The sequence below is a fragment of the Sphaerothrix gracilis Ecp01 genome (genome assembly GCF_030405905.1).
Taxonomy (GTDB): Bacteria; Cyanobacteriota; Cyanobacteriia; order Phormidesmidales; family Phormidesmidaceae; genus Sphaerothrix; species Sphaerothrix gracilis.
This window is the reverse complement of the sequence record NZ_JASATW010000007.1, coordinates 185,464-207,484: the sequence shown is the minus strand read 5'-3', so window position 1 is coordinate 207,484 and position 22,021 is coordinate 185,464. Positions and strand designations below refer to the sequence as shown.

Sequence of the window (22,021 nt, the reverse complement as noted above, 5' to 3'; positions counted from 1 at the left end):
GGTTCTGTTTTGGGGAGATAACTATGCTGCGGGCGATAACGACTTTACGAAAGAAATGGCGGACTCGGTTTTCGCGATCGCGGCGAACGGCCCTGCAGGCGATCGCCCTGTTTAGTTTTGGCCTCTGGCTGATTGTAGCCTGCAGCCCGGAACCCCAAAGCAGCGACAGCGCCCCAGCCGAGAGTGCCGCTGGCGGGCGGGTCAGTGTTGGTACTACCCTGCAGGCAAGAACCCTCGATCCGGCGGATGCCTACGAAATTTTTCCCGGCATTTTGCTCTACAACCTGGGCGATCGCCTTTACACCTATGAACCGGGGACGACTGATCTGGTGCCGCAGCTGGCCACCGAGATGCCCGAAATCAGCGAAGATGGTCTCACCTATACCATTCCCCTGCGGGAAGACGTGATGCTGCACGATGGTACCCCCTTCAATGCCGAAGTCATGGCCTTTTCCATTGAGCGATTCATGGAGAATGGCGGACGCCCAGCCTTTTTGCTGGCAGACAAGATTGCCGCCGTGGAGGCCACTGGCGACTACGAGCTAACCATGACGCTGCAAGAATCCTTCGCCGCCTTTACCGCCCTGCTCACCTTCTGGGGCGTTACCCCAGTTCCCCCGGATACCTATGAGATTGCTGCCGGTAGCTTTCAGCCTGATACCTTCATCGGTTCTGGCCCCTACAAGCTGGCCTCCTTTAGTCCCGATGCCATCAAGCTAGACGTGAATCAGGACTACTGGGGAGAAGCCCCCAGTAACGAAGGCGTAGATATCCAAATTTTCACCAGCGCCGCCAACCTGTACAACACCTTTCGCACGGGCAGCGTTGACGTGGCCTATCAAACTCTCGACCCCGACCAGATTGCCAGCCTAGAGCGCGAAGCCGACAGCAACGACTGGACGGTCATTGAAGCGGGGACGACCGTTACCAATTTCCTGACCCTAAACCAGAAGATCGAGCCGTTTGACGACGTGAGAGTACGGCAGGCCGTGGCGGCGATGATTGACCGGGAGCTGATTAACCAGCGGGTGTTTCAGGGCCAGGCGGAGCCGCTCTACAGCCTGATTCCTACCAGCTTTGATATTTACGAGCCGGTATTTGAGGAAGCCTACGGCGATGGCAACTTTGACCAGGCCAGAGAGCTTTTAACCGCCGCCGGATTTTCGGAATCTAATCCGTTTACGCTGGAACTCTGGTATCCCTCTTCTTCCACCACCCGCAGCATTGTGGCAACGACGCTGAAAGAATCGATTGAGCAGGGGCTTCCCGGTTTGGTCAATGTCGAAATCAACAGCGCTGAGTCCGCTACCCTCTGGGAAAACGTGGAGAAGGGCGTTTACCCGACCGTACTGGCAAACTGGTATCCCGACTATTACGACGCTGACACTTTCATTCAGCCCTTTATGAGCTGCGGCGAGGGGTCGGAGGCCGAGCTGTGTGTAAAAGGAGAAAGTCAGGATAGCGGCTCTTTTTACTTTAGCGATCGCGCCAATACCCTCCTGAGCCAGCAGCGCAGTGAGTCTGACAGCCAAGCCCGTCAGCAGATTTTCAAAGAGCTGCAAACCCTGCTGCAAGAAGATGTGCCCTATGTTCCCCTCTGGCAAAACAAGGACTACGTGTTTGCCCAGGCGAATGTGGACGGCGTAGAAATTCAGCCCACCCAGCAGTTCTTGTTCTGGCAGATTGATAAGTAAATGTCTCGTTCCGCCTCGCTCCGCAACTATGTCTTGGCCCGGCTGCTGCTAGCGCCGCTGATGATCTGGACGATTACGACAGTGGTATTTTTGCTGCTGCGGGCCACGCCGGGGGATCCAATTGATGCCCTGCTGGGGTCGCGGGCTCCGGAAGCCGCTAAAGAAGCCCTGCGATCGCAGCTTGGTTTGGATGCGCCCCTGTGGCTGCAGTACATTCGCTACCTGGGAGATTTGCTGCGGCTGGATTTGGGCACGTCCCTCTCTAGTCAGGGACAGACGGTGTGGCAGATTATCGGGGCGCACTTTCCGGCCACGGTGGAGCTGACCATCGGTGGCCTGCTGGTGGCGGCGGTGGTAGGGCTGACGGTGGGCGCGATCGCTGCCTCTCGGCCCAATACGGCCATCGACGCCGGGGGGCGACTGTTTGGCATTTTGACCTATGCGGTGCCAATGTACTGGTTCGGCATGATCTTGCAGCTGATCTTTGCGGTGCAGCTCCGCTGGTTTCCCATTGGCACGCGCTTTCCCCTCAGTATGGAGCCACCGGCTGGGCCGACCGGCCTGTATGTATTAGACAGTCTGCTGCAGGGCAATTTGGTCCAGTGCTTTATCGCCCTGTACTACCTGGTTTTGCCCTGTCTGACCCTGGGCATTTTGATCAGCGGTATTTTTGAGCGCATGGTGCGGGTGAATCTGAAGCAGACTTTGCGAGCTGACTATGTGGAAGCCGCCAGGGCGCGGGGCATTCCTGAGCGCCGAATTTTAGTGGCCCACGCGCTGAAAAACGCTTTGATTCCGGTGGTAACGATTTTGGGGCTGACCTTTGCCTCAATGCTGGGCGGCGCAGTGCTGACAGAAGTGACTTTTTCCTGGCCGGGACTGGCGAATCGGCTTTACGAAGCCATTTCCCAGCGGGACTACCCGGTGGTCCAGGGACTGATGGTTTTCTTTGCGGTGATTGTTGCGGTTATGAGCATCCTGATTGACGTGCTCAATGCCTATATTGATCCGCGTATTCGCTATTAGCTAGCTGTTTGAGGCGGATAGGGACAGCGCTCTAGGGCCTGGGTCAGCGCTTGCACCCGAATTGGCTTGCTGAGGTAGTCATTCATCCCAGCCGCAAGGCATTCCCGCCGATCTTCTTCCATTGCATTAGCCGTCATGGCAATAATCCAGGGGCGATCGCTGGCGTAGTGACGGCGAATCTGGCGGGTCGCTTCTAGGCCGTCTAGCTCAGGCATCCGCATATCCATCAGCACCACGTCATAAGACTGCTCGGCCACTGCCCGCACCGCATCCTGACCGTTGACGGCTAAGTCGGCCCGGTAGCCAATGCGCTCTAGCATCCGCAGCGCTACCTTTTGATTCACCTTGTTGTCTTCAGCTAGCAGAATCCGCAGCGATCGCGGTTTGTCGGTAGCAGTCGGCAGCGGTGAGCGGACTGGATCTATAGCAGCTTTGAGGGGCGTGAGGCTGAGCTGCAGCGCCTCTAGCAGCGGTGCTTGGCGGATCGGCTTGCGCAAAACCAGGATGCCTGGGGGCAAAGTTTTAGCCGACGCCTGAAAGGCGGACAGCATCAGAATAACGGGCAAGGCTGGCTGCTGAACTGCGTGACGCAGCGATTCGGCCATCGCCATGCCAGTTTTGAGAGTCAAGGCATTGATCAGGGCGGCCTGGGGAGCTGAGGCTGAGGTTAGGTCAGCCAGCGCCGTTTCCATAGAAGCAAATAGACACGGCTGTAGGCTCCAACCTTCTAGCTGCTGCTGCAGAAAATTGCGGCGGGCAGCGTAAGCCTCCACAATCACAACCTGTTGCGCCGCCAGGGAATCAAACACCTGAGCTGGAACGGGCTGCTGCCGGGGAGCTATTACCGGCAGCGATAAGGTAAAGGTGCTGCCCTGGCCGGACTGACTGTTGACCCAAAGCATTCCCCCCATTTTTTCGGTGAGATGCTTGCTAATTGACAGTCCTAGCCCGGTCCCCCCGTACTGCCGCGCTGTTGACTGACTCATCTGGCTGAACGGCTTAAATAAATTGGCTAAACGGTCTGCCGGAATTCCAATGCCAGTATCCTCTACGGCCAATGTCAGGCAGCATGAGGTGAACGGCACATTGAGATGACCCGCTTTAGCTGCGACCGTCCGCAGCTGACGGGGATGCAGCCGCCAAGCGCTGGTTGTAGAAGTCAGCCAGGCTGTCAGCGTCACCCCCCCGCTCTCAGTAAATTTCACCGCGTTGCTCAAGAGATTGAGTAGGATTTGGCGAATTCGCAGCTCGTCGCCCAAGATGACTTCAGGAACATCGGATTCCACGAAGTAGGCTAGCTCAATTCCCTTTTCATTGGCCTTGCTGCCCACCAGTTCCAAACTCTGCTCAATACAGCTACGCAGGCTGACAGGAACCTGCTCTAGCTCTAGCTTGCCTGATTCAATTTTAGAGAGATCGAGGGTGTCATTGATTAAAGCCAGTAGGGTTTGACCACTGTAATAAATTGTTTCTGAGAGATCCCTTTGTTCCGGGGTTAGCTGGGTTTCTAGCAGTAGCTCCGTCATGCCAATCACCGCGTTCATGGGGGTGCGGATTTCGTGGCTCATAGTGCTGAGAAATTCGCTGCGGGCCTGCAGAATAGCGCTGGTACGCAGTCGATCTACTGCAATAGTGCTGCCGCTCACTAAGGCTAGAAAGGTGAGGGGAGCTACCGTCGGCACCCAAACATTGAGATACAGCGCCACCAAGGCGATGATTAAAACCCCCAGGCTGCTTCCCAGCCAAATTGCTAGCTGGACGATCAAGGCGCGATCGCTCAGACCCCAACTCAGCCAAGGCCCTAAACCTACTAAAATCAGACCCATCCACAGAGCGCTGGGACGGCGCAGCCAGCTTTGATGCAGCAGATTGTGAACGACAGCCGCGTGGAAGTGAATACCGTTAGCGGGCAACAGCGAGTCAAACGGCGTCAGCAGCGAATCAACTCCGGTTGCGGTCGCCCCCACTATGACAATTTTTTCCTGAAAAGCGGCAGCGGGAATTCGGCCTTCAACCACGTCCACCAGCGAATAGTTAGATAGACCAGAGATTGGCCCCGGCCAGTTGACCCATATCATCGCCCGATCGGGGATGGCGACTATTTCGGCGACAAGGCTATAGACCTGGGCGATCGCAACCCCAAAAGCCGGTACACCTTGATACAGCAGCTCGACTCGACGGGTGATGCCGTCGGAATCAACCAGCTCTCGGATATGGCCGGTCAAGACAGCAGCATCCGCTAGGAGGGGCGTTGGTAAGACCTCAACATCTTGGGCATCCCAGGTTTGTACCAGCACAACCTGTCCCTGCTGCAAAATTGCCTCTGCTAGGCTAGCGTCGGCGGGATGGGGATCTGTCAGTAGAATATTCAGCGCCACGACGCTGACTTCAGCCGCTGCCATCTGTTGCAAAAGCTGAGTATAGTTGCTGCGGGCAATGGGAAAGCGCCCTAATTCTGCCAGCGTGCGATCGTCTACCGTTACCAGCACAATGCGATCGTCCCACTCCACCGGGCCTCGCATCAGCGTCAGGGTTCGCAGCAGCAGCAGCTCCAGCGGATCAAAAATCCTGAGCTGCATCAGGCAGGCCACCGCTAAAGCAATGATGGCTCCTGGCATGAGCTTCTTCAACTCAGGCAGCGGCAATCTAGGTCTACGGGGCCACCAGCTCATAGGCTTGTTGCTGTCCTAAAGGGGTTGTGACTAAAACCCGTATCCGGCCATTGGCGGGTAGAGGTAAACGAATATCGAACTCGCCGTTGCGATCGGTTGTTTGAATATCGTCTTCTATTAGTAGCAGATTCAGCGGATCGACCTGACCCGCAATTTCCACAGTTCCAGTTCCATCCGCCCTCAGAACGCTCAGATTCAGGCTGGGATCATTGGTCAAAGGAACCGGCGGTAGGGGAGGCTCCCCTGGAATAATCATTGACTGAAAGCCTGCTGGAATCGACACGCTTTCTCCCTCAGCCGCAGACACCACAGCTCCTTCTTCCGTCGCCACGCCAGTGCGGCCTTCCGGCTGCACTGAGACGCCAAATACGGTGCCGCGGACGCCGCTAACCCCCGCCGGCGTCCGAATATTCAGCTCGGTATCTGGGATTGTAAACGGGCGAGCCTGCAGGCGGGCCTGGCCTCGCGTTACGGTAATTTCGGTGACGCGCCCGCCGTTGCGGGTAGCTCTCAGCTCCGTAATGCGCAGATCGGTGTTCTCAGAAACCTGCACAAAGCCGATTTGAGTATCTATGGCGAGGGTGGCTCTAGCCCCGGCGCCTGTGCGCAAGCCATCCCCGACAGCCTGAAGCCGGAAGCCAGTGCGCGCTGGCTGCGTCCGGCCTCCCCGCACATAGAGAACGCTACCGTTGGCCTGCCGCAGCTCTAGCCAGCGATTAACCCGTACCGGCAGGGTTTGGGCAAACAGGCTCTGAGCGGCGGAGAGAGCAACGAGTATCGCTGTTGTGGTCAGTAAGACCCGGATGCGTCTGCGCAACTATTTCAGCTCCTACCTAAAGTAACTTATCGAACATAGATTACCCTAGCTCTGATGCCTTCGTCCCGCAGCAGTGACGACAGATTTTCGGCTAAAAAGCGCCGATCAAAGATGCCCGCCTGAATATAAGGGCCCAGACGCGATCGCGTAATGAAGGCACCGGGTACGCAAGCCTGCACCTGCTCTAGGACGGCTGCATCGTCGGTGGGCACAATTACCAGGTAGTGCCGCTCAGGTAAGCGCCCAACGACAATCACTTCGCCCTGACGCAGGGTGTTGGTATTCTCAAACGGGTTGGTGCCAATCGCAGCACGGCAGTTTTCTGTTTCTGCCAGGGTGCTTGCCCCGCCGCTGGCTAATCCCCACAGGGCTACCAGCAGCGCCAATGAATACTTCCTCACTTCTTTAAACCTAAACAAATTGGTCTTGATCTCCTTTCTAGCTCCAGCCTATTTCAGCTCGGCCATTCCCTGTCAAATGCAACGTCACTTACCCCTTTGATACTACAGCCGTCGCCTGCTTCGCTTGGAGATTGACAGCCATCGCCGCCTTCTAATTTTTAGCGCGGTTTTCGCCCAGGCTAGCAGTCTCAGGCGAAATACTGCTTTAACTAAAAAGACCCCATCAGCATGATAGGGCCTTTAAGTTTATGGGCTGTAGTTGACGATTAGCTGACGAGGTAGGGATGGTTGAGGCGATCGAGCTGCTGCACTAGCAGACTGAGAAATAGCCCCACATCGGTCACCACGCCTACAGACTCCACTGAACCGCGATCGCTCAGCTTCGTCACCACCGCCGGGTTGATATCCACGCAGACCATTTTGACGCCTGCCGGAGTCATATTGCCCACGCCGATTGAGTGCAGCATGGTGGACAGCATCAAAATCATGTCGGCTCCCTGGGCCAGCTTGGCGTAGTCTGCCTGAGCCTCAATCAGATCCATTTTGGTATCGGGCAGGGGGCCGTCATCCCGAATCGATCCGGCCAGGGAAAACGGTACGTTGTGCTTGACGCACTCGTAGAAAATACCCTGGGTCAGGACGCCCTGCTCCACCGCTGCTCCAATGCTGCCGCAGCGCCGAATGGTGTTGATGGCCTTGATATGGTGCCGGTGACCACCCCGAACAGAGACGCCCCGGTTCATGTCTACCCCTAGCGAAGTGCCCATCAGGGCCTGCTCAATATCGTGAACGGCGATCGCGTTGCCTCCCAGCAGCGCCTGAATATAGCCCTGGCGAATTAGATGAGACAAATGCTCACCGCCGCCGGTGTGAATCACCACTGGGCCAGCCACCACTACGACGCGCCCGCCCTGATCCTTGATCTTGCGCAGCTCCCAGCTCACCTGCTCAACCACCAGCTCTACCCGGCGCTCGCTAGATACCCCCGCTCCCATGAAGGAAAACTCCTGGGTACTGCGAGAGTCGCGGACATCAGCTTTGCGCACAATGCGAATGCCGTCAGTCTTAACCACGACCTGATCCCCCTGGGCTAAGTCTCGCAGCAGGCAGCAATCTGCCGTCGTACCCGCAGCGGTTTGCGAAACAACCACAACGCCGTCCATGCGCTGATTGCGGACCCGCACCCATTCTCCCTGCACCCGCACTTCAGTGGGATAAATAGTCGTGCTGTAGAAATCGTAAGGAGCTACCCCTGACTGGGCTACCGTTTCTAGCTGGGCGTCCCGCACTTCCTGAGGCAAGGCCACAGCCCCTAAATCAATGAGCTGCGACATGATTTTCTCCATGACGCCGCGATCGGGAGCGGACACCTTCACCTGGGCTGAAGAAGTACTCTGGCGCTGTTCCCCCAGATCAAACTTCAGTACCTGAAAGCTGCCGCCGCCTTCTACGATCAAATCCAAGGCCCGGTTAATCAGCCCAGAATCTAGCAGGTGTCCCTCTAGCTGCAAGGTTCTGCTGTCTACAGCCGCTTCGGCATGTACATCTGCCTGGACTGGCTCTGTCACCCGCAGGGTTAGGCACTTAGACGCGCCGCCTGCTTTCAAAAATTCGGTCAGCGGTGTTTCAATGACCTGAAAGTCAGCTTTTTCTAGACGCTGCTTTAGCGCCTGACTGGCCTGATTTAAGACAACAGTGCGATCAATATTAACCGCGTTGCAGGCAAAGTTAACTGCATCGGGTTCTTCAATCGCGATGCGTTTTTCCGCCGACACGCGCATTTCAATCAGGCGATTGGAATAGGCATCGAAGGCTGGCGGATAGTAGAGCAGGTAGCCGTCTGTGAGAGGGCAGAAACAGGTGTCTAAGTGGTAAAAGCGCTCGTCCATCAGCCGCAGTGACAGCACTTCAATGTCGAGCCATTTGGCGAGGTAAGGATGAGCATCTAGCTCAGTACGGAAGCCGTATCCGGCCCAGAGCACTCGACCTTCGCGATCGAGTAGCGCATCCCCCGCCCCTTCAAAGGGCAAATCTTTGGGCAGCTCGTGCACCGTGAACCCCTGCTCCTCAAACCACGTCTTGAAGTGGGGTTCTTCTCCCTGGCGCTCTGGATGGAAAAACCGACTTAACACGACTGTCTGACCCAAGACCAGTCCGGCATTAGCGGTAAAGACCATATCCGGCCATCCCGGCTGGGGCTTCACGAGGTCAACCGAAGCCCGTTCTGAAATAATCTGGTAAAGGTCTTGCCACTGTGCTGTGGCTGTGTTCTTGGAAGACTTATGAATATTGCCCTCCATCCAAGGATTAATGACGTAGTCCACGTCATAGTGATGGGGCGCACACATGAGAAAGCGAATGGGAGCAGTCATAGGAATCGTCGGCAGTTAAGGGCTGACCTGAGATAGGACAAAAATTATCTACGCTTTTAGCAATTGAATCTGGCTCAATCCACTGTAGGCGTGCCGGGACGCTAGCCCGATGTCCTACGAAACTCAGGCATACTGCACAGAGCAAACCATGCCTGTAAGGATTGAGCGCCAATGGCTAAGAGCCGCTGTTGACGCTGTTAAAAACGCCAAAGGTGTGCTGAGGTTGAAAACTCAACACACTATTCTAGACTTTTTCTCACAGCTTCTAGCAGCCATTTCAAGGCTAAGGCAGACTGAAACGAAGTCTACCTTTAGCATGTCATCAAACCTTGAAAATTAGGTGAAACCGTTAGTTTTTATCTGCTCAAACTGCGATCGCGATCGCGGTCTTAACGCTTAAGAATTAGCGAGGCAAATCTGTAAATAAATGAGCCCGGGTCAGGTGATTGCCAGTGAGAACAGCGTGACTCAATCCCTGATGGCTCAGTCGATTAGCGACTGCTGGATCAAACTGGCTGGCGGCTTTGGCGGCAGGTCGCTCTGGCGATCGCGCCATTTGCTTGGCCCGTGGCTGCGACTGGGACATCGTCATCATTTGTACCGATGAGTTAGCCGCAGCAATCGTCCTCACCCCTGGTTCCTCTGGCTGCCAGCCCGTAAGCAACAGCATCAGCGTTATCACAATGCTAAATAACAGCCTAAAGCCGATCACCTTGAAGATAGCTTGGCCCCAAGCAGAAAAGCGGGGTAATCGTTCTTCAGGTTCCTCAATTGGAGATAGCATATAAACCGCCTCAAGCACTTCACAAATTGGCAACTCTCTCAAACTGGATGTCGTCAACTGGCTAGTAAGACCGCAAGACCTATTAACTAGAAGACTCAACTATGAGAGCAAACAGTTGCAAAAGTTCATAGAGTTACTTTACCAGATTGAGAGGTGTTACGTTTTACCTTTAATTATTAAGTTTGTGTATATTTCCTGCATCCGCCGAAAGTGATTGATCCCACGTAAACCCCTGAATTTAGAGCGTTCTAGCCGCGAGCAGGTTCATTTTTGGTGCCTAAACACGGATTTTGATAAGCATAAATACTCAGTATAAATTCGCAAAATCATGTTTGAGTGCTGGTGTGGCTGAAGAGTCTATTCCGATGAAAAAAGCATCTGGCAAAAAAGCAGTACCGCCAAAAGAAACCAGTTCAGCGACAACTTCTGGCTTTCCGGTGCAGGTTATTTACCGGGCATCCTCAGTGCCCAGCCAGCACAGTCCCAAAGAAGATGCGCTTTGGTTTGCTACCTATCCAATTATTCCAAGGATGGGGGACTGTTTGTTTCGAGATGGCGTTTACTATCAGGTGCAGCGGGTCTATCTCTATGAAAGCACTACGCCGAGCTGGTGTGCTGATTTGGAAGTTTCTTACTACGGACGCCAACGCGCTTAGCTTTAGCGCTATTACTACTTGTAAACACTATTTGTAAACAGAGAGCCGGGGGCGATCGCCCAGTTTTTGCCCGGCGACCTTGTCTAAGCTGAAAGGGGTAGGGCTGGGGTTTCCTCCCCTAGCCACTGCGTCAAAAACTGGATGAGCCAGTGCTGTACTGCTGCACTGTGGTCGGTGTGAAGCTGCAGATGCAAGGGTTTTGCCTGAGCACCGGGCAGCTCAAGCTGGTCGACGGCTTTACTTGTCCAAGCCTCAATTAGGTCTGCCGTAATTTCGGGGTGAAACTGCAGGCCAAAGGCTGTCTGACCATAGCGAAATGCCTGATTGGCAAAGGTTTGTCCCTGAGCTAGTAGAGTTGTTCCGCCAGGCAGGTCAAAGCCTTCCTGATGCCAATGATAGACGTGCATGGGCTGCTGAAAGTACGGCTGGCCGGTAGCCGCAGGCACGATGGGATAGTAGCCAATCTCGCGGATTCCCTGAGGATGAGGACGTACCTGCCCGCCCAGCACGCGGGTGAGCAACTGCGCTCCCAGACAAATGCCCAGGAAAGGGGTCTGCGCTGCTAGCACCTGGGCAATCCAGTTAAGTTCCTGGCGAATAAAGGGCAGCGTTTGATCATCGTTGGCGCTCATAGGACCGCCAAAAACGATGACCGCCGCATAATTTTCCAAGTTCTGAGGCAGGGAATCGCCTAGAGCCGGACAGCGCATTTCCAAGCGGTAGCCCTTGGCTTTTAGGATCTGCCCGACAAGGCCGGGATCGGAGGTTTCCTGATGAACAATAGATAAGACCTGATTCACAAGCTTGCTGGGCGATCGCTCTTATTAGTCATGCTTCCCCACTTTAGCAATCGCCGTCTGGGCTGAACCGCTGCCCGCGATACGGTTCTCCGAAAAAATTAGTCGGTTTGCGCTGGGCTAGCGGCTTCGCTTTCGTCAGACTGGCTAGCTGCTGCCGTCATCAGCTTGCGGAATGAGTCGTGGATGCGCAGCAGAGCCGCTTCTCGTTCAAGAGCGATCGCTTCTTGCCCCTCGGCGGGGCTGACGTAATAGCTGATGATTAAGGCGGTTTGGCGATCGCCATAGCCGACATAAGTGCGGATGGCGTGGGAAAACTCGCCGGGCAGGCCGCCTAGCCAGAGCCGGATGCCGGACTGCCGATCCACAGTAACTACGCGGTAGCGATTGACCTGAGTATTCTCAGCTTGCAACGTATCAAGCGACTGCGCCACTACCACCGCGGGCGCTTCGTCAATGAGCTGAATCTCAGTTTTGATGCGATCGCCTGCCGGAGCAACTGGATCAATCGGATCGTAGTTCATCAGCCGCACGTATTTGTCATCGAGCCGCTCGACTCGCCAGCCACCAGGATAGTCAATGGCAAACGTATTGGCTTCGGTATAAGTGTCGTAAGTCTCAGCCAGCTGCGCTAATAGCGATTCGGCCCTCGGCTCAAACTGGGCTTTGACCTCAGCGACTGCGCTCAGCGTCAGCGTCATCCCCAGCAGCAATCCTGTCGTCCAGTACCGATACATCATCTGCAAATCACTCCCACAGACTCTCTCCACTCAATCTAAACCAACCTAGACTCGCCAGTATAGAGCAGTTGTCTATTCAACCTCACCAACTTGTGCGGATCTAGGGGGAGTTGATCTGAATGAGATAATAGAGACAGGCCACTGCGATCGCTCTCTGCCACTGTGGCTGCTGCAATTTGTCAGTTTTCTGCCGCCTCGCACCGCTACACCGGCAGGTACCCTTTCTGGAATCGATTCCTTCGCCTCATCTAGGCTGATATGGCAATTAGGTAAACCCTATGAACGACTGGTACAAAAACCGCTTCCTTCCTTTAGGCTTAGCGCTGGGTCTTAGTTTAGTCAGCTTCGCAGTGCTGATTCCGCCTGCCTTCTCCGAGCGCTTCAGTCCGCCCAACCTCGGTCGCCCCGGCCGCCGCGTTGGGGGGGGCACTCGCGGCGGCTGTGCCTCAGGCAATCCGGCCCGGTTAACCGCCCTACTGCCAGACAGCAACCTGGGTTTAACTACGCAGGCATATCCCACTTTCTACTGGTTCATGCCGCAAAATTCAGCTCAGCTCATGGAGTTCAGCCTCTACCAGGCAGGAGCTGCAACGACTGAACGGCAGCTCATTTACCGCAGCACGTTTACGGTCAGCCGTGAGGCAGGCATCGCCAGTTTAGCGCTACCGGAGTCAGCCGGACTGCCGCCGTTAGAAATTGACCAAGACTATCAGTGGTCAGTCGCCCTGATTTGCAACGCCGAGGCTCGTCAACAGGATTTACGCATAGACGGCTGGATTCGTCGAGTTGAACCGACGGCTGATCTGGCTGCCCAGTTAGCGACTGAACCCGCTGCTGTTCACGCGGCGCTCTATGCTGATGAGGGCCTCTGGTTTGAGGCTATCGATCGCTTGGTGGCTCTGCGCCAAGCTCATCCGGATTCCCTTACAGTCACAGAGCGCTGGACAGAATTTCTAACCTCTGTTGAGCTAGAGGCGATCGCGGCGCAGCCTTTGCTACCAGCCGCCCCCGCACCGGAATAACCTAACGTTTTGAATCGTTTCTAGGTTTGAACCAGAAAATTCGGCTAGTTTGGCAGTGCTGAACCACAGATAAAAGCCATGCAGCAGACGCAGCTAGCCCCTAATCAATCGGTCCTATGGCGGCAAGTGTGGGGCTTGGCGGCTGTGCAGGGGGCGATCGCCCTCACCTGGGTGATTTATAACCTCTATTTGCTCGACCTGCTCACAGGATTGGGCTTTCCCAGGGGGCTAGCCGCAGGCTTGCTAATTTTGGAGAATTTGCTGGCGGCGGTGATGGAGCCGCTGATGGGCAGTCTCAGCGATCGCACTCAGCACTGGGTTGGCAGCCGCTTTCCGCTGATTGCCTTGGGGCTGATTCTCGCTGCGGTCTGCTTTCTGGCCATTCCCGCCGTGTTTGTTTGGGGCGGTGCCGGGCTGCGGGGGCTTTTGCCGATTACGCTAGTTGCCTGGGCACTGGCGATGACGGTTTTTCGCAGTCCGGCGCTGTCACTGCTGGGCCGCTATGCCTTTGCGACCCAGCTTCCCCAAGCCGCCAGCATTTTGACCCTGGTGGGGGGCGTAGCCGGTGCGATGGGGCCACTGGCAGGTAATTTTATTCTTAGTTTGGGGCCAGCGGTGGCTTTCACGGTTGGTTCTGTAGTGCTGGTGGTAGCGGCGGCAGCACTGCGGCAGGTAGGGCCAGATCGAGCGATCGCCCCTGAAAAGGTGGCTCCCCCGATAGCGAGCCGCTGGCGGGATTTGTCTCTGCCGGGACTGGGCCTAATTTTCCTAGCTGGTGTAGGTATTACCCTGGGCTTCCGCCTGCTGCTCAGCAGCTTTCCGACCATTCTGTCGGCTCAGCTTCCAGGGCCGCTGGTAAAGCTGATCGTGGGCCTCATTTTTGTAGCTCTGGCGGTGACGGCTATTCCAGCCGGCAGGCTCACCCTGAAGCTGGGTAATCGCCGCAGCATGGTTGTGGGTTTAGTATTAATGGCTGTTTTGTGTGGGCTAGTGGCTGTAACGCGCAGCGGGCTGCTGGCCGGAGCGATCGCGATCGCTTTTGGGGCAGCTTTCAGCCTTGTCTCCAACGGCACAATTCCCTTTGCCCTGTCCCTGGTTCCGGCTGACAAGGCGGGCTTGGGCACGGGCCTCTATTTCAGCGGGGGAGCGGTCGCTTCCAGTTTGTTTGGCGTGGTGGTGAGCCAGACCGAAAATTTAGCGCCTATCGTAATGGCGATCGCAGGCGGCATCGCCTTTCTGGCCGCCAGCCTTTGTATTGCCGCTAGCAGTCGCGTTACCTTGCCAACTGAACTACAGCGGACTGATAGCCTGTAAAGGCAATGAGGCTCTTGCTAAGCGCAGAGATCTATACCGCGAAAGGGAGACGGCATCGCGCAAGGCCAAAGTGAAAGCACCCTCTTGATCTTAGATTCAGTTACCTGCAGGTTCAGTTACCTACAAATTACGGCATCTCTCTTGATGCCAACCTTTCCTTCGACGTGGGAAATAGGTCGCAACAACTCGTCTAAAGGCGGCACCCAGATTCGAACTGGGGATAAAGGATTTGCAATCCTCTGCCTTACCACTTGGCCATGCCGCCGCTGCGAAACCTTAATATAGCAAATTTTGTGAACCAGGTTAATGCCGGAGTCGGTTAAATTTCATAACCATGCTTTGAATTATCAGGTCAGCGGCTGGTTCAATACCTGGTCGTCTTAAGGGGGACTGAGGACGATCACGTCAATTAGCGGCGTGACGTTGAAGCCCTGCTGCAGTAGGGCCTGCTGAATTTCGCGGCTAAGCTGCTGGCGCAAGGCGGTATCGCTGAGAGTAGTTTCTGTTTGTGGCTGCACGTAGATAACGCCGAGTAGCGTATTTTGCTCTGGAATGCTAGCGCGGGTGAAGCGAACATTGGCCTCTACTAGGTATGCGGTATCATTCTGCTGAATAGTCTCCTGGATCACCTCTACCGCTGCTTGGGCGCGGCTCGATCGCTGCAAACCAGGTGTTTGCCTAAACTGCCAGGTCAGGAGAGCCGCCAAAATAACGCCCGTTATCGCCAGCACAGTCGGAAAAATAAAGCGATCGCCCCGCTGGTAGCGCGCCCCGGTGGGGGATAGGCCATAGCTGCGAAACACCGCTGCCCCTGACAGGTTAATCCCGGCAAGCTGCAAAATGAGCAAAAAGAGGCCATTTTTCACCAAGCCCCACTCGCCCAGCGCTAGCGCCATGCCCGCCACGCCTGCCGGGGGAGCCAAGGAAGCCGCCACCAGCATCCCCACCGCCGCCGCCGAAACGAGGCTGCTGCGCTCTGACTGTACTAGCTGCAAAGCCCCTGCGGCGCCTGCCGTTAGCGGCAGCAAAACAGCGACGGCTGACACCTGGCTAGCCGAAATCATCAGGCTAGAGGGCGTCTGCTGCCGGAAAACCAGGCTGAGTAAAGCAGCAGTGGCAATCGTGACGGCGAGGGCGCAGAAGTAGCGCACCAGGCTTTTACGCAGCAGCAGGCGATCGCCCCTAGCGGTACCAATAGCTACGTTCATCGCCGGGCCTGCAAATGGCGCAATCAGCATAGCCGCCACCAGCAAGAAGCTGCTGTTGGTAAACAGACCAATCCAGACAATTACCCCGGCGATCGCCGCAAAAGCCAGAAAGCTATACCAGGAACCAATACTCTGCAGCCCGGCTAGAACAATCTCAATCGGACTGCGGGCCTGCACATTGGTAACCTGCTGGGGCGCTTCCGCCGCAGGCGGTCGCAGCGGCATTACCCCTCTGGGAATCAGCGTGACCTCAAGTTCGGGCACTGTTTCTAGAGCATCCAGCAGCTTTTCCACCTGACGATTCGGCACGTGGACAACGACTAAATCAATCGCCGCCTCTGGACTTTTCGCCTCTACCTGGGCTAGGTTTGCCCCCTGATGCTGCTGGGCCAGCGCTAGCACCTGCGCCCCCTGACCGCGTGGCACCTGAATCAGCAGTTGACGCATAGCAATTTTCTCGCAAGACCACCTTTGGCCTCAGCTTATGCGAAACCGGGCAGCCAGCAGCCTGCCCGCAGAGAGATTCTGCTGCCTATGAAGCTTGCCGGCGCTGAGCAGCAGTGCTAAAAGCCGCGCAGTACTGGCGGTAGCCGCCGGGAAATACCACGTTGAGCACGAGCGGATCGGACGTATCGCGCGGATCGCAGGGGCCTTCTATGACTTTCAGCTCACCGTCAACCTCTGCGAGCTGTAGGGCCTTGCGATTTTTCAGTTCGCCGCCGCTGCTGTCAATATAAACCACCAGATTGCCTTGATCAAAAAAGGCGTTGATGTCCTGAATCAGTTGGAGAAAATTGCGATCGCTGCCGCCTCGTTTGGCCTGAAGCTGACCGTCTTCCTCCACCATTTTGCTAGTCACCGTATCGCCCACACCGACAATTAGCGGCATGTGAGCCGGATCAAAATTGTCTTTGACTAGCTTGACTAAGGCCAAATGTTCGTGGGGAGCCTGGCGGGAGTTAAAATCTGGCCCCAGGGGATAGGAGCCAGTGCGCTGATAATAATAACGGTTGAGAATCGCCACCACGCCCGCTTCTTTCACGGCCCCCCGCAGCATAAATTGAAAATCTGTAGTGCCGGATTCATCACCCTGACTGAACCAGACAATCTCTTTGCCGCTGGCATCACGACCTAAATTAGGTGCGTAATGGACAAAGAAAGAGTCGCCCAAACCTTGCTGCGTGGCTTCTGCTAGCAAGTCGTCCATCAGCGCCTGCATCTCGTGTTGCAACGCCACGTAGATTTCATGGCCGTTGCCGAGAGCTTCATAGAAAGTGTTGAGATTGGCCGTGGGTGACGCCTTGTTATCCAATGCCGAAGCTTCAATGCAAAAGTCGAGCTGCCCTGGGGTGAGGTCAGTAGGGCGATCGCTAAAAAACTGGCGCAGCCGCTGCTGAATCCGCTCCGGCACTGCTTCTAGAAAGCTTAGTTCTTCATCGCTAACGCCGGGATGCAGCACCTCACCGCTGCGGTCTTGCCACTGCACGCCGCCTGCGGCCAGACCGGGCAGATAGGACGCGGGGCTGTCTGGATAGGCCCGCTCGATAATCCCGTTTACCCCCCGCTGCCCAATATGCTCCCCGTTGGTCAAGACAAAGAAATGTCCGTCAAAGGACTGGGTAGCTTCCACATAGCTAGGCTCAATTTCGCGGTGTAGGGGATCTTTCACCAGTCCCATACAGACGCCGTCAAGATCCTGAATAATCAGCAGGTTTTCAGTCGTTGCCAGCAGATTAATCAGCGCCTCATGCTGCAGGGAATAGATTTGCTGATGCAGCGGCAAGCGGATGGAAGAAGTCATGGGTTTTATTGAGTGCAGCCAAGCTTAGAATCACCTCTTCTAACCTATCAGCCATCTGCAAAAAGGCCGAATTGGGCGATCGCGGTGCGGTCAATTAGCTATAAGATGCGATCGCTAGATTGCCGACATCTCTTCCAGCTTGGCCCGAACTGCCTGAATATCCTGCCACATCAGCCATTTGGGTTTGCCTTTCTCCCGCGAAGGATTGCGCAGCAAATAGGCTGGATGAAAAATGGGCATACAGAGACGTCCCTCCCACTCGATCCACTGGCCGCGAATTTTAGTAATGCCGCGTTTATCTCCGGTCAGTCCCTTAACAGCAGTGGCCCCTGTCAGCAAAATCACTTTAGGATCCACCAGACGAATCTGCTCCATCAGATAGGGCCGACAGGCATTGACCTCATCGGTCGTAGGAGTCCGGTTGCCGGGCGGGCGACACTTGACCACGTTGCAGATATACACATGCTGCTCAGTGCTAAGGCGCACAGAAGCCAAGATTTTTTCTAAAAGCTGCCCGGAGCGACCTACAAAAGGAAGTCCCTGCTCGTCCTCATTCTGTCCCGGCCCTTCACCCACAATCATAATCGGGGCTTGAGGATTCCCCCGCCCCACCACGACATGAGTTCTACCCGCTGCTAAATCACAGCGCTGGCACTGCTTGCAGGGCACCGCTAAATCAGCCATCGACTCAAACGTTCCCGGCGGAATCGGTACAGCCGCGCTGGTAGGAATGAGATCAGGATTAAAATCCGCTGGCACTGCCGCTTCTGCTTCTGCCAGATTGAAAAGGCTAATTTGTTCGTCACCGGCCATGAGCTTGTTTATCTAGAATGAGGGCTAACAGCTACTCCTCACCAGCAACTTGCTGAAATCTAACTGTGATTACGCTATCAAGCTGGCTGTGGCATAGAGGTTCATTCTCTAAGAAAATTGCTGAAAGATCCACTCTCTTCGGATTGATGTCGCAAAAAAAGAGGGCCAAACTGGCCCTCACACTGCGTTGTTGTCACGGATACGAAACTTTCTGAGGAGGCCGTTCCTTAGTAGGCACCTTTGCGCAGCGCGACTACCCCCACCGTTTGTAAAATCAGCTTAATGTCGTACAGCACCGACCAGCGCTCCTGGTAGCGCAGATCAAGCTGCACAACGTCCTCAAAATCTTGGACTGTGGAGCGGCCATATACCTGCCATTCTCCAGTAATACCAGGCTTTACCTCAAGTCTGCGCCAGTGGTGCGGCTTGTACTGAATCACTTCGCTCACAGTGGGTGGCCGCGTGCCCACCAGACTCATATCACCCATCAGCACGTTCCAAAACTGAGGAAACTCGTCAATACTGGTTTTGCGCAGAAACTTACCAACGCGGGTGATACGAGGATCATTGGCATTCTTAAAAATCAGCCCTTTGGCCTCATTGTTCACTAGATGCATTAGCTTATCGGCATCTCTGACCATCGAACGAAACTTCCAAATGCGGAAAGTTTTGCCGCGATGCCCACAGCGCACCTGGCTGTAGAAGATTGGGCCAGGATTGTCAATTTGAATCGCCAGAATAATGGGCAAGGCCAGAATCGCGGTAATGACCAGCCCTATAAGCGCTCCAGAAATATCCAGCAGTCGCTTAAATAAACTTCTCACAGAGCTGTGTTCTATCCCAATCTCAGACGAGACGGATTGAGCAAGCTGAATCTCTTGAGAACACGCTGTTTCCAAAGATGCTGATGAGGAGATTGGACTTAAAGATGATGTTTTGCAAGTAGAAATCTGAGAAGTGCTGACCACGGCTGGCTATAGATCTCCTCCTGACGTTTACCTGTCACTGACATAGTAAAAACACTAGGGAGGGATTGGTAGATAAAGCTACCAGGTTTGTCTAAACTTTGAAAAGAATTAGCCTTATGTAAAGTTCGTAGAAGGTGGGGGGCAGCCTTGGAACTTTAGAGGCGGCTAATTGTTCAATAAAAGCACTTTGCAGAATTCGTCTTCAGCCTGTTAAGGGGCTAACTGCTGAATCAAAGTGAGAATCTGATGGGCCATTTCTAGCTTGCTACAGGGCAAAATGGGCTGCTGTTTGCCCGCACCACTGATAAAAATAGCCTGATTGCGATCGCTGCCAAATCCGCTATCTGGCTGATCGATGGGATTGGCAATGATCGCGTCTAATCTTTTTTGGTTTAGCTTGCGTAAAGCCGGAGAGACGATGTCGCCCGTTTGGGCCGCAAAGCCAATCAGTTTTTGGTGTGCTGCTTTAGTCTGTCCGAGTTCTGCTGCAATATCGGGGACGGTTTCTAAGGGAAGTTGCTGTGGTAAAGCCTGTTTGGGCAGCTTAGCGGCGGCGGTTTCTAGCGGACGGACATCAGCGACAGCAGCGGCCATGATTATCCAGTCGGCCTGGGAAGCTTCGTTGAGCAAAGTTTGGCGCATCTCAGCGGCGCTAGGCGTGAAGTGGGTCTGCAGCGGCGGCAGCGTTTGCAGTAGGTCAGGAGTGATGGGGCCATGCACGAGGGTGACTGTGGCCCCGCGATGATAGGCGGCCTGAGCCAGCGCAATGCCCATTTTGCCGGTTGCCGGATTACCGATGAAGCGAACTGAATCTATATATTCACGGGTGCCGCCCGTGCTAATCAAAAGCTTTTTGCCGCTGAGATCGCGCCGACCTCGGCTGTAGAGCAAAGACTGCAAATAGGTCAAAATCTCCTCTGGCTCTGCCATGCGCCCCTGTCCAACGCGATCGCAGGCCAGTCTTCCCGCCCCTGGCCCGACACTGTGATAGCGCTGATCTTGACAAAGCTGAGACCAGTTGCGGGCAACCGTCGCCTGCTGCCACATATCCGTGTTCATAGCAGGTGCGAGTAGTACTGGGCTGGTTGAGGCCAACAGCGTATTTGTGAGTAAGTTATCTGCTAAACCATAGGTGAGTTTAGCTAGGGTATTGGCCGTGAGCGGCGCGACTAAAATAATGTCGGCCCATTCGCCCAGTTCAATGTGTAGAGGGCGTCCTCGGTTGGCTTGCCAAAAGTCAGCGTCGGTGTAGGCTGGTTGGCGGCAAAGGGTTGAAAATGTCAGCGGATTGACAAAGCGCTGAGCCGCTTCAGTCAAAACAGCCTGCACCGAAACTCCCTGCTTGGCTAGGGCTGAAGCAACTTCGCAAATTTTATAGGCAGCAATACCTCCGCCCACCCCCAAAAGAATGCGCTGAGCCGCTTTATTGTTCAAAATTTCTTAAATCCTATCCGACGGTAAAACAATTGCCGCTGCCATTGGGCATGGGGTCAGCGCGGCAGAATTTAAGCCTCATCAAAAGATTCCATATCGAGCAGATGCACATAAGATTCGACCAGTTCAGGCCGCTGAAAGGCAACAGCCCTCAGCAGGTGCCAGTCTTTAAGACCTTCAAAGGCATTCTCATAAGCATCTTGTTCCAAACGCTTAGCCAATTCTGCAACTGAATCTTTGGTCATTGCAGACACTTCTTTTTGAGAAAGATGGAGCGTGGTCATAGCTTTTCCCCCTTTAGGATTTACGAGTCTCGGAATATCTTCAACACCACAAATCCGTGTTCTTCGCTTCCATCCTAGGACGAGGAGTGGCTAAAATGCCTTACTTAGTCCACAAAATTTCGCAGAAGTGCTGCATTTGCACTATCATCTCAGGCTGAATTTCATGGCCCATGTCTCGCTCATGATACTCAACTGTCAGATTTTGTGCCAAGAGAGCCGCCTTAGCCTGCTGCGCCAAAATAACGGGTACAACCGGATCGTGGCGTCCATGAATCATCAGTATCGGGCTGGGAGTGGGCTGAGAGGTCAACGGCGCGTGCAGATAGCCACTGAGTACCATTAGCCCTGCTAGGGGAAGCTGAGTTCCGACATCTAGAGTCATTGCCCCTCCTTGGGAAAAACCAGCTAGAACGGTTCTATGAAGCGGCACGCCCGTTTCCGCCTCTAAAGAGAGCAGCCATTCGGTAAGCTGCTGCCGACTCTGAGCCAGATCGACCTGACCTTCAAAATTGGGCGGATTGCGAAAGCCATAGTCTTTGGGAAAGGCGTACCACATGCGTCCACCCGGAACCTGGGGATGGGGAAAAGGGCCATTCGGAAAAAGCATTTGCCAATTTTCTAGCTTGAGATAGGGGGCTAGCCCTGCTAAATCTTGGGCATTGGCTCCCCAACCGTGAAGGGCCACTAGCAGGTATTGAGGGGTTTGATCAGTCGCTGCTGGAAAAGCGATCGCCGTCAGAGTCAAAGGTTTATTCCTGTAATTAGCAAGTCTGCCTCATTATATTAATGGCGCTTTCACAGCTTGCTAGCTTGAGGCTTTCCTTAGCTTGAGGCGTGCTAGCTACACTGAGAAGGGCTGACGTATCTCGAAAAATGACCACACTAGGAATCATTGAAGTTTTTGGCTTGTCTACCGCTATTCAAGTGGCTGACAGCATGTGTAAAAGCGGACAGGTAGAGCTGGTTCAGTGGGCCAACGCCGAAGCCGGACTGATTTCGGTTGCGGTGCAGGGGCCGGTTGCAGACGTGCAGGCCGCGATCGCGGCGGGACTGACGACGGCGCAGCAGTGCGGCGCGATCGCCTCGCATCGGTTAATTACAGGGATGCAGGCACAATACTGGCCCGGCGCGTCAGAGTCTACACTCGCGGATATTCATCGCCAGAATCAGCGAGACGATATGCCAGAAACCTACCTAGATTAGGCGGTTGCCGTCAAT

20 protein-coding genes and 1 tRNA gene are annotated in these 22,021 nt (G+C 54.8%); 6 read left to right on the top strand and 15 right to left on the bottom strand.

Annotation, left to right across the window (positions count from 1 at the left end):
- The first annotated feature begins 23 nt into the window (after window positions 1–23).
- Window positions 24–1,694, top strand: a complete 1,671-nt coding sequence (locus tag QJQ48_RS10085; RefSeq protein WP_346291096.1) for an ABC transporter substrate-binding protein — start codon at window positions 24–26, stop codon at window positions 1,692–1,694.
- Entirely contained in the window at window positions 1,695–2,720 is a 1,026-nt protein-coding gene (locus QJQ48_RS10080; protein ID WP_346291095.1) for an ABC transporter permease, read from the top strand.
- On the opposite strand, the gene QJQ48_RS10075 is transcribed toward QJQ48_RS10080, so the two are convergent.
- The 5 genes from QJQ48_RS10075 to QJQ48_RS10055 form a co-directional block, all read right to left on the bottom strand.
- Window positions 2,717–5,338 carry a CHASE2 domain-containing protein gene (locus QJQ48_RS10075; protein WP_346291094.1) on the bottom strand — a complete coding sequence of 874 codons (2,622 nt, stop codon included), beginning with the start codon at window positions 5,336–5,338 and terminating at the stop codon, window positions 2,717–2,719. The genes QJQ48_RS10080 and QJQ48_RS10075 overlap by 4 nt on opposite strands.
- Before the next feature lie 34 nt (window positions 5,339–5,372).
- The gene (locus tag QJQ48_RS10070; protein ID WP_346291093.1) at window positions 5,373–6,209 is read right to left on the bottom strand and encodes a FecR family protein; all 837 of its coding nucleotides are present in this window, start codon (window positions 6,207–6,209) and stop codon (window positions 5,373–5,375) included.
- A gap of 26 nt (window positions 6,210–6,235) precedes the next feature.
- Window positions 6,236–6,610: a hypothetical protein gene (locus QJQ48_RS10065; RefSeq protein ID WP_346291092.1), complete on the bottom strand. Its 375-nt coding sequence runs from the start codon at window positions 6,608–6,610 to the stop codon at window positions 6,236–6,238.
- Window positions 6,611–6,876: 266 nt separating this feature from the next.
- A complete protein-coding gene (argZ, locus tag QJQ48_RS10060; protein ID WP_346291091.1) occupies window positions 6,877–8,982 on the bottom strand; it encodes a bifunctional arginine dihydrolase/ornithine cyclodeaminase in 2,106 nt (701 codons plus the stop codon).
- Between the two features lie 403 nt (window positions 8,983–9,385).
- Window positions 9,386–9,766, bottom strand: a complete 381-nt coding sequence (locus tag QJQ48_RS10055) for a hypothetical protein (RefSeq protein WP_346291090.1) — start codon at window positions 9,764–9,766, stop codon at window positions 9,386–9,388.
- Window positions 9,767–10,131: 365 nt separating this feature from the next.
- On the opposite strand from QJQ48_RS10055, the gene QJQ48_RS10050 reads away from it, so the two are divergent.
- The gene (locus QJQ48_RS10050) at window positions 10,132–10,422 is read left to right on the top strand and encodes a hypothetical protein (RefSeq protein ID WP_346291089.1); all 291 of its coding nucleotides are present in this window, start codon (window positions 10,132–10,134) and stop codon (window positions 10,420–10,422) included.
- Window positions 10,423–10,505: 83 nt separating this feature from the next.
- On the opposite strand, the gene QJQ48_RS10045 is transcribed toward QJQ48_RS10050, so the two are convergent.
- Window positions 10,506–11,222, bottom strand: a complete 717-nt coding sequence (locus QJQ48_RS10045; protein ID WP_346291088.1) for a glutamine amidotransferase-related protein — start codon at window positions 11,220–11,222, stop codon at window positions 10,506–10,508.
- Between the two features lie 98 nt (window positions 11,223–11,320).
- A complete protein-coding gene (locus QJQ48_RS10040; protein ID WP_346291087.1) occupies window positions 11,321–11,959 on the bottom strand; it encodes a hypothetical protein in 639 nt (212 codons plus the stop codon).
- 278 nt (window positions 11,960–12,237) lie between these two features.
- Between QJQ48_RS10040 and QJQ48_RS10035 the strand changes: the two genes are divergently transcribed.
- Both QJQ48_RS10035 and QJQ48_RS10030 read left to right on the top strand, forming a co-directional pair.
- Window positions 12,238–12,981, top strand: coding sequence for a DUF928 domain-containing protein (locus QJQ48_RS10035; protein WP_346291086.1), 744 nt, complete (start codon window positions 12,238–12,240; stop codon window positions 12,979–12,981).
- A 78-nt stretch (window positions 12,982–13,059) separates the two neighbouring features.
- On the top strand, window positions 13,060–14,295 hold the full coding sequence (locus QJQ48_RS10030) for an MFS transporter (protein ID WP_346291085.1): 1,236 nt from the start codon (window positions 13,060–13,062) through the stop codon (window positions 14,293–14,295).
- A gap of 194 nt (window positions 14,296–14,489) precedes the next feature.
- On the opposite strand, the gene QJQ48_RS10025 is transcribed toward QJQ48_RS10030, so the two are convergent.
- From QJQ48_RS10025 to QJQ48_RS09990, 8 genes are all read right to left on the bottom strand, one after another.
- Window positions 14,490–14,560: transfer RNA gene (locus tag QJQ48_RS10025), tRNA-Cys, on the bottom strand.
- Between the two features lie 115 nt (window positions 14,561–14,675).
- Window positions 14,676–15,950 (bottom strand): DUF389 domain-containing protein, encoded by a 1,275-nt coding sequence (locus tag QJQ48_RS10020; protein WP_346291084.1) that lies wholly within the window; start codon window positions 15,948–15,950, stop codon window positions 14,676–14,678.
- Between the two features lie 85 nt (window positions 15,951–16,035).
- Complete coding sequence (gene stpA / locus QJQ48_RS10015) at window positions 16,036–17,304, bottom strand: glucosylglycerol 3-phosphatase (RefSeq protein ID WP_346291083.1); 1,269 nt, start codon at window positions 17,302–17,304, stop codon at window positions 16,036–16,038.
- Between the two features lie 114 nt (window positions 17,305–17,418).
- Window positions 17,419–18,117, bottom strand: a complete 699-nt coding sequence (locus tag QJQ48_RS10010; RefSeq protein WP_346291082.1) for a uracil-DNA glycosylase — start codon at window positions 18,115–18,117, stop codon at window positions 17,419–17,421.
- 227 nt (window positions 18,118–18,344) lie between these two features.
- On the bottom strand, window positions 18,345–18,992 hold the full coding sequence (locus QJQ48_RS10005; RefSeq protein ID WP_428843040.1) for a sugar transferase: 648 nt from the start codon (window positions 18,990–18,992) through the stop codon (window positions 18,345–18,347).
- 303 nt (window positions 18,993–19,295) lie between these two features.
- Window positions 19,296–20,519, bottom strand: a complete 1,224-nt coding sequence (gene coaBC, locus QJQ48_RS10000; RefSeq protein WP_346291081.1) for a bifunctional phosphopantothenoylcysteine decarboxylase/phosphopantothenate--cysteine ligase CoaBC — start codon at window positions 20,517–20,519, stop codon at window positions 19,296–19,298.
- Between the two features lie 71 nt (window positions 20,520–20,590).
- Entirely contained in the window at window positions 20,591–20,803 is a 213-nt protein-coding gene (isiD, locus tag QJQ48_RS09995) for a protein IsiD (protein WP_346291080.1), read from the bottom strand.
- 100 nt (window positions 20,804–20,903) lie between these two features.
- Window positions 20,904–21,548: an alpha/beta hydrolase gene (locus QJQ48_RS09990; protein WP_346291079.1), complete on the bottom strand. Its 645-nt coding sequence runs from the start codon at window positions 21,546–21,548 to the stop codon at window positions 20,904–20,906.
- Window positions 21,549–21,676: 128 nt separating this feature from the next.
- On the opposite strand from QJQ48_RS09990, the gene QJQ48_RS09985 reads away from it, so the two are divergent.
- Window positions 21,677–22,006, top strand: a complete 330-nt coding sequence (locus QJQ48_RS09985) for a BMC domain-containing protein (RefSeq protein WP_346291078.1) — start codon at window positions 21,677–21,679, stop codon at window positions 22,004–22,006.
- The last annotated feature ends 15 nt before the right edge of the window (window positions 22,007–22,021 follow it).

Bases quoted from the DNA above. Each gene is read 5' to 3' on its own strand.
- QJQ48_RS10085 (WP_346291096.1), top strand. From the start codon at position 24: ATGCTGCGGGCGATAACGACTTTACGAAAGAAATGGCGGACTCGGTTT.
- QJQ48_RS10080 (WP_346291095.1), top strand. From the start codon at position 1,695: ATGTCTCGTTCCGCCTCGCTCCGCAACTATGTCTTGGCCCGGCTGCTG.
- QJQ48_RS10075 (WP_346291094.1), bottom strand. From the start codon at position 5,338: ATGCCAGGAGCCATCATTGCTTTAGCGGTGGCCTGCCTGATGCAGCTC.
- argZ (WP_346291091.1), bottom strand. From the start codon at position 8,982: ATGACTGCTCCCATTCGCTTTCTCATGTGTGCGCCCCATCACTATGAC.
- QJQ48_RS10055 (WP_346291090.1), bottom strand. From the start codon at position 9,766: ATGCTATCTCCAATTGAGGAACCTGAAGAACGATTACCCCGCTTTTCT.
- QJQ48_RS10050 (WP_346291089.1), top strand. From the start codon at position 10,132: ATGAAAAAAGCATCTGGCAAAAAAGCAGTACCGCCAAAAGAAACCAGT.
- QJQ48_RS10040 (WP_346291087.1), bottom strand. From the start codon at position 11,959: ATGATGTATCGGTACTGGACGACAGGATTGCTGCTGGGGATGACGCTG.
- QJQ48_RS10035 (WP_346291086.1), top strand. From the start codon at position 12,238: ATGAACGACTGGTACAAAAACCGCTTCCTTCCTTTAGGCTTAGCGCTG.
- QJQ48_RS10030 (WP_346291085.1), top strand. From the start codon at position 13,060: ATGCAGCAGACGCAGCTAGCCCCTAATCAATCGGTCCTATGGCGGCAA.
- QJQ48_RS10020 (WP_346291084.1), bottom strand. From the start codon at position 15,950: ATGCGTCAACTGCTGATTCAGGTGCCACGCGGTCAGGGGGCGCAGGTG.
- stpA (WP_346291083.1), bottom strand. From the start codon at position 17,304: ATGACTTCTTCCATCCGCTTGCCGCTGCATCAGCAAATCTATTCCCTG.
- QJQ48_RS10010 (WP_346291082.1), bottom strand. From the start codon at position 18,117: ATGGCCGGTGACGAACAAATTAGCCTTTTCAATCTGGCAGAAGCAGAA.
- isiD (WP_346291080.1), bottom strand. From the start codon at position 20,803: ATGACCACGCTCCATCTTTCTCAAAAAGAAGTGTCTGCAATGACCAAA.
- QJQ48_RS09985 (WP_346291078.1), top strand. From the start codon at position 21,677: ATGACCACACTAGGAATCATTGAAGTTTTTGGCTTGTCTACCGCTATT.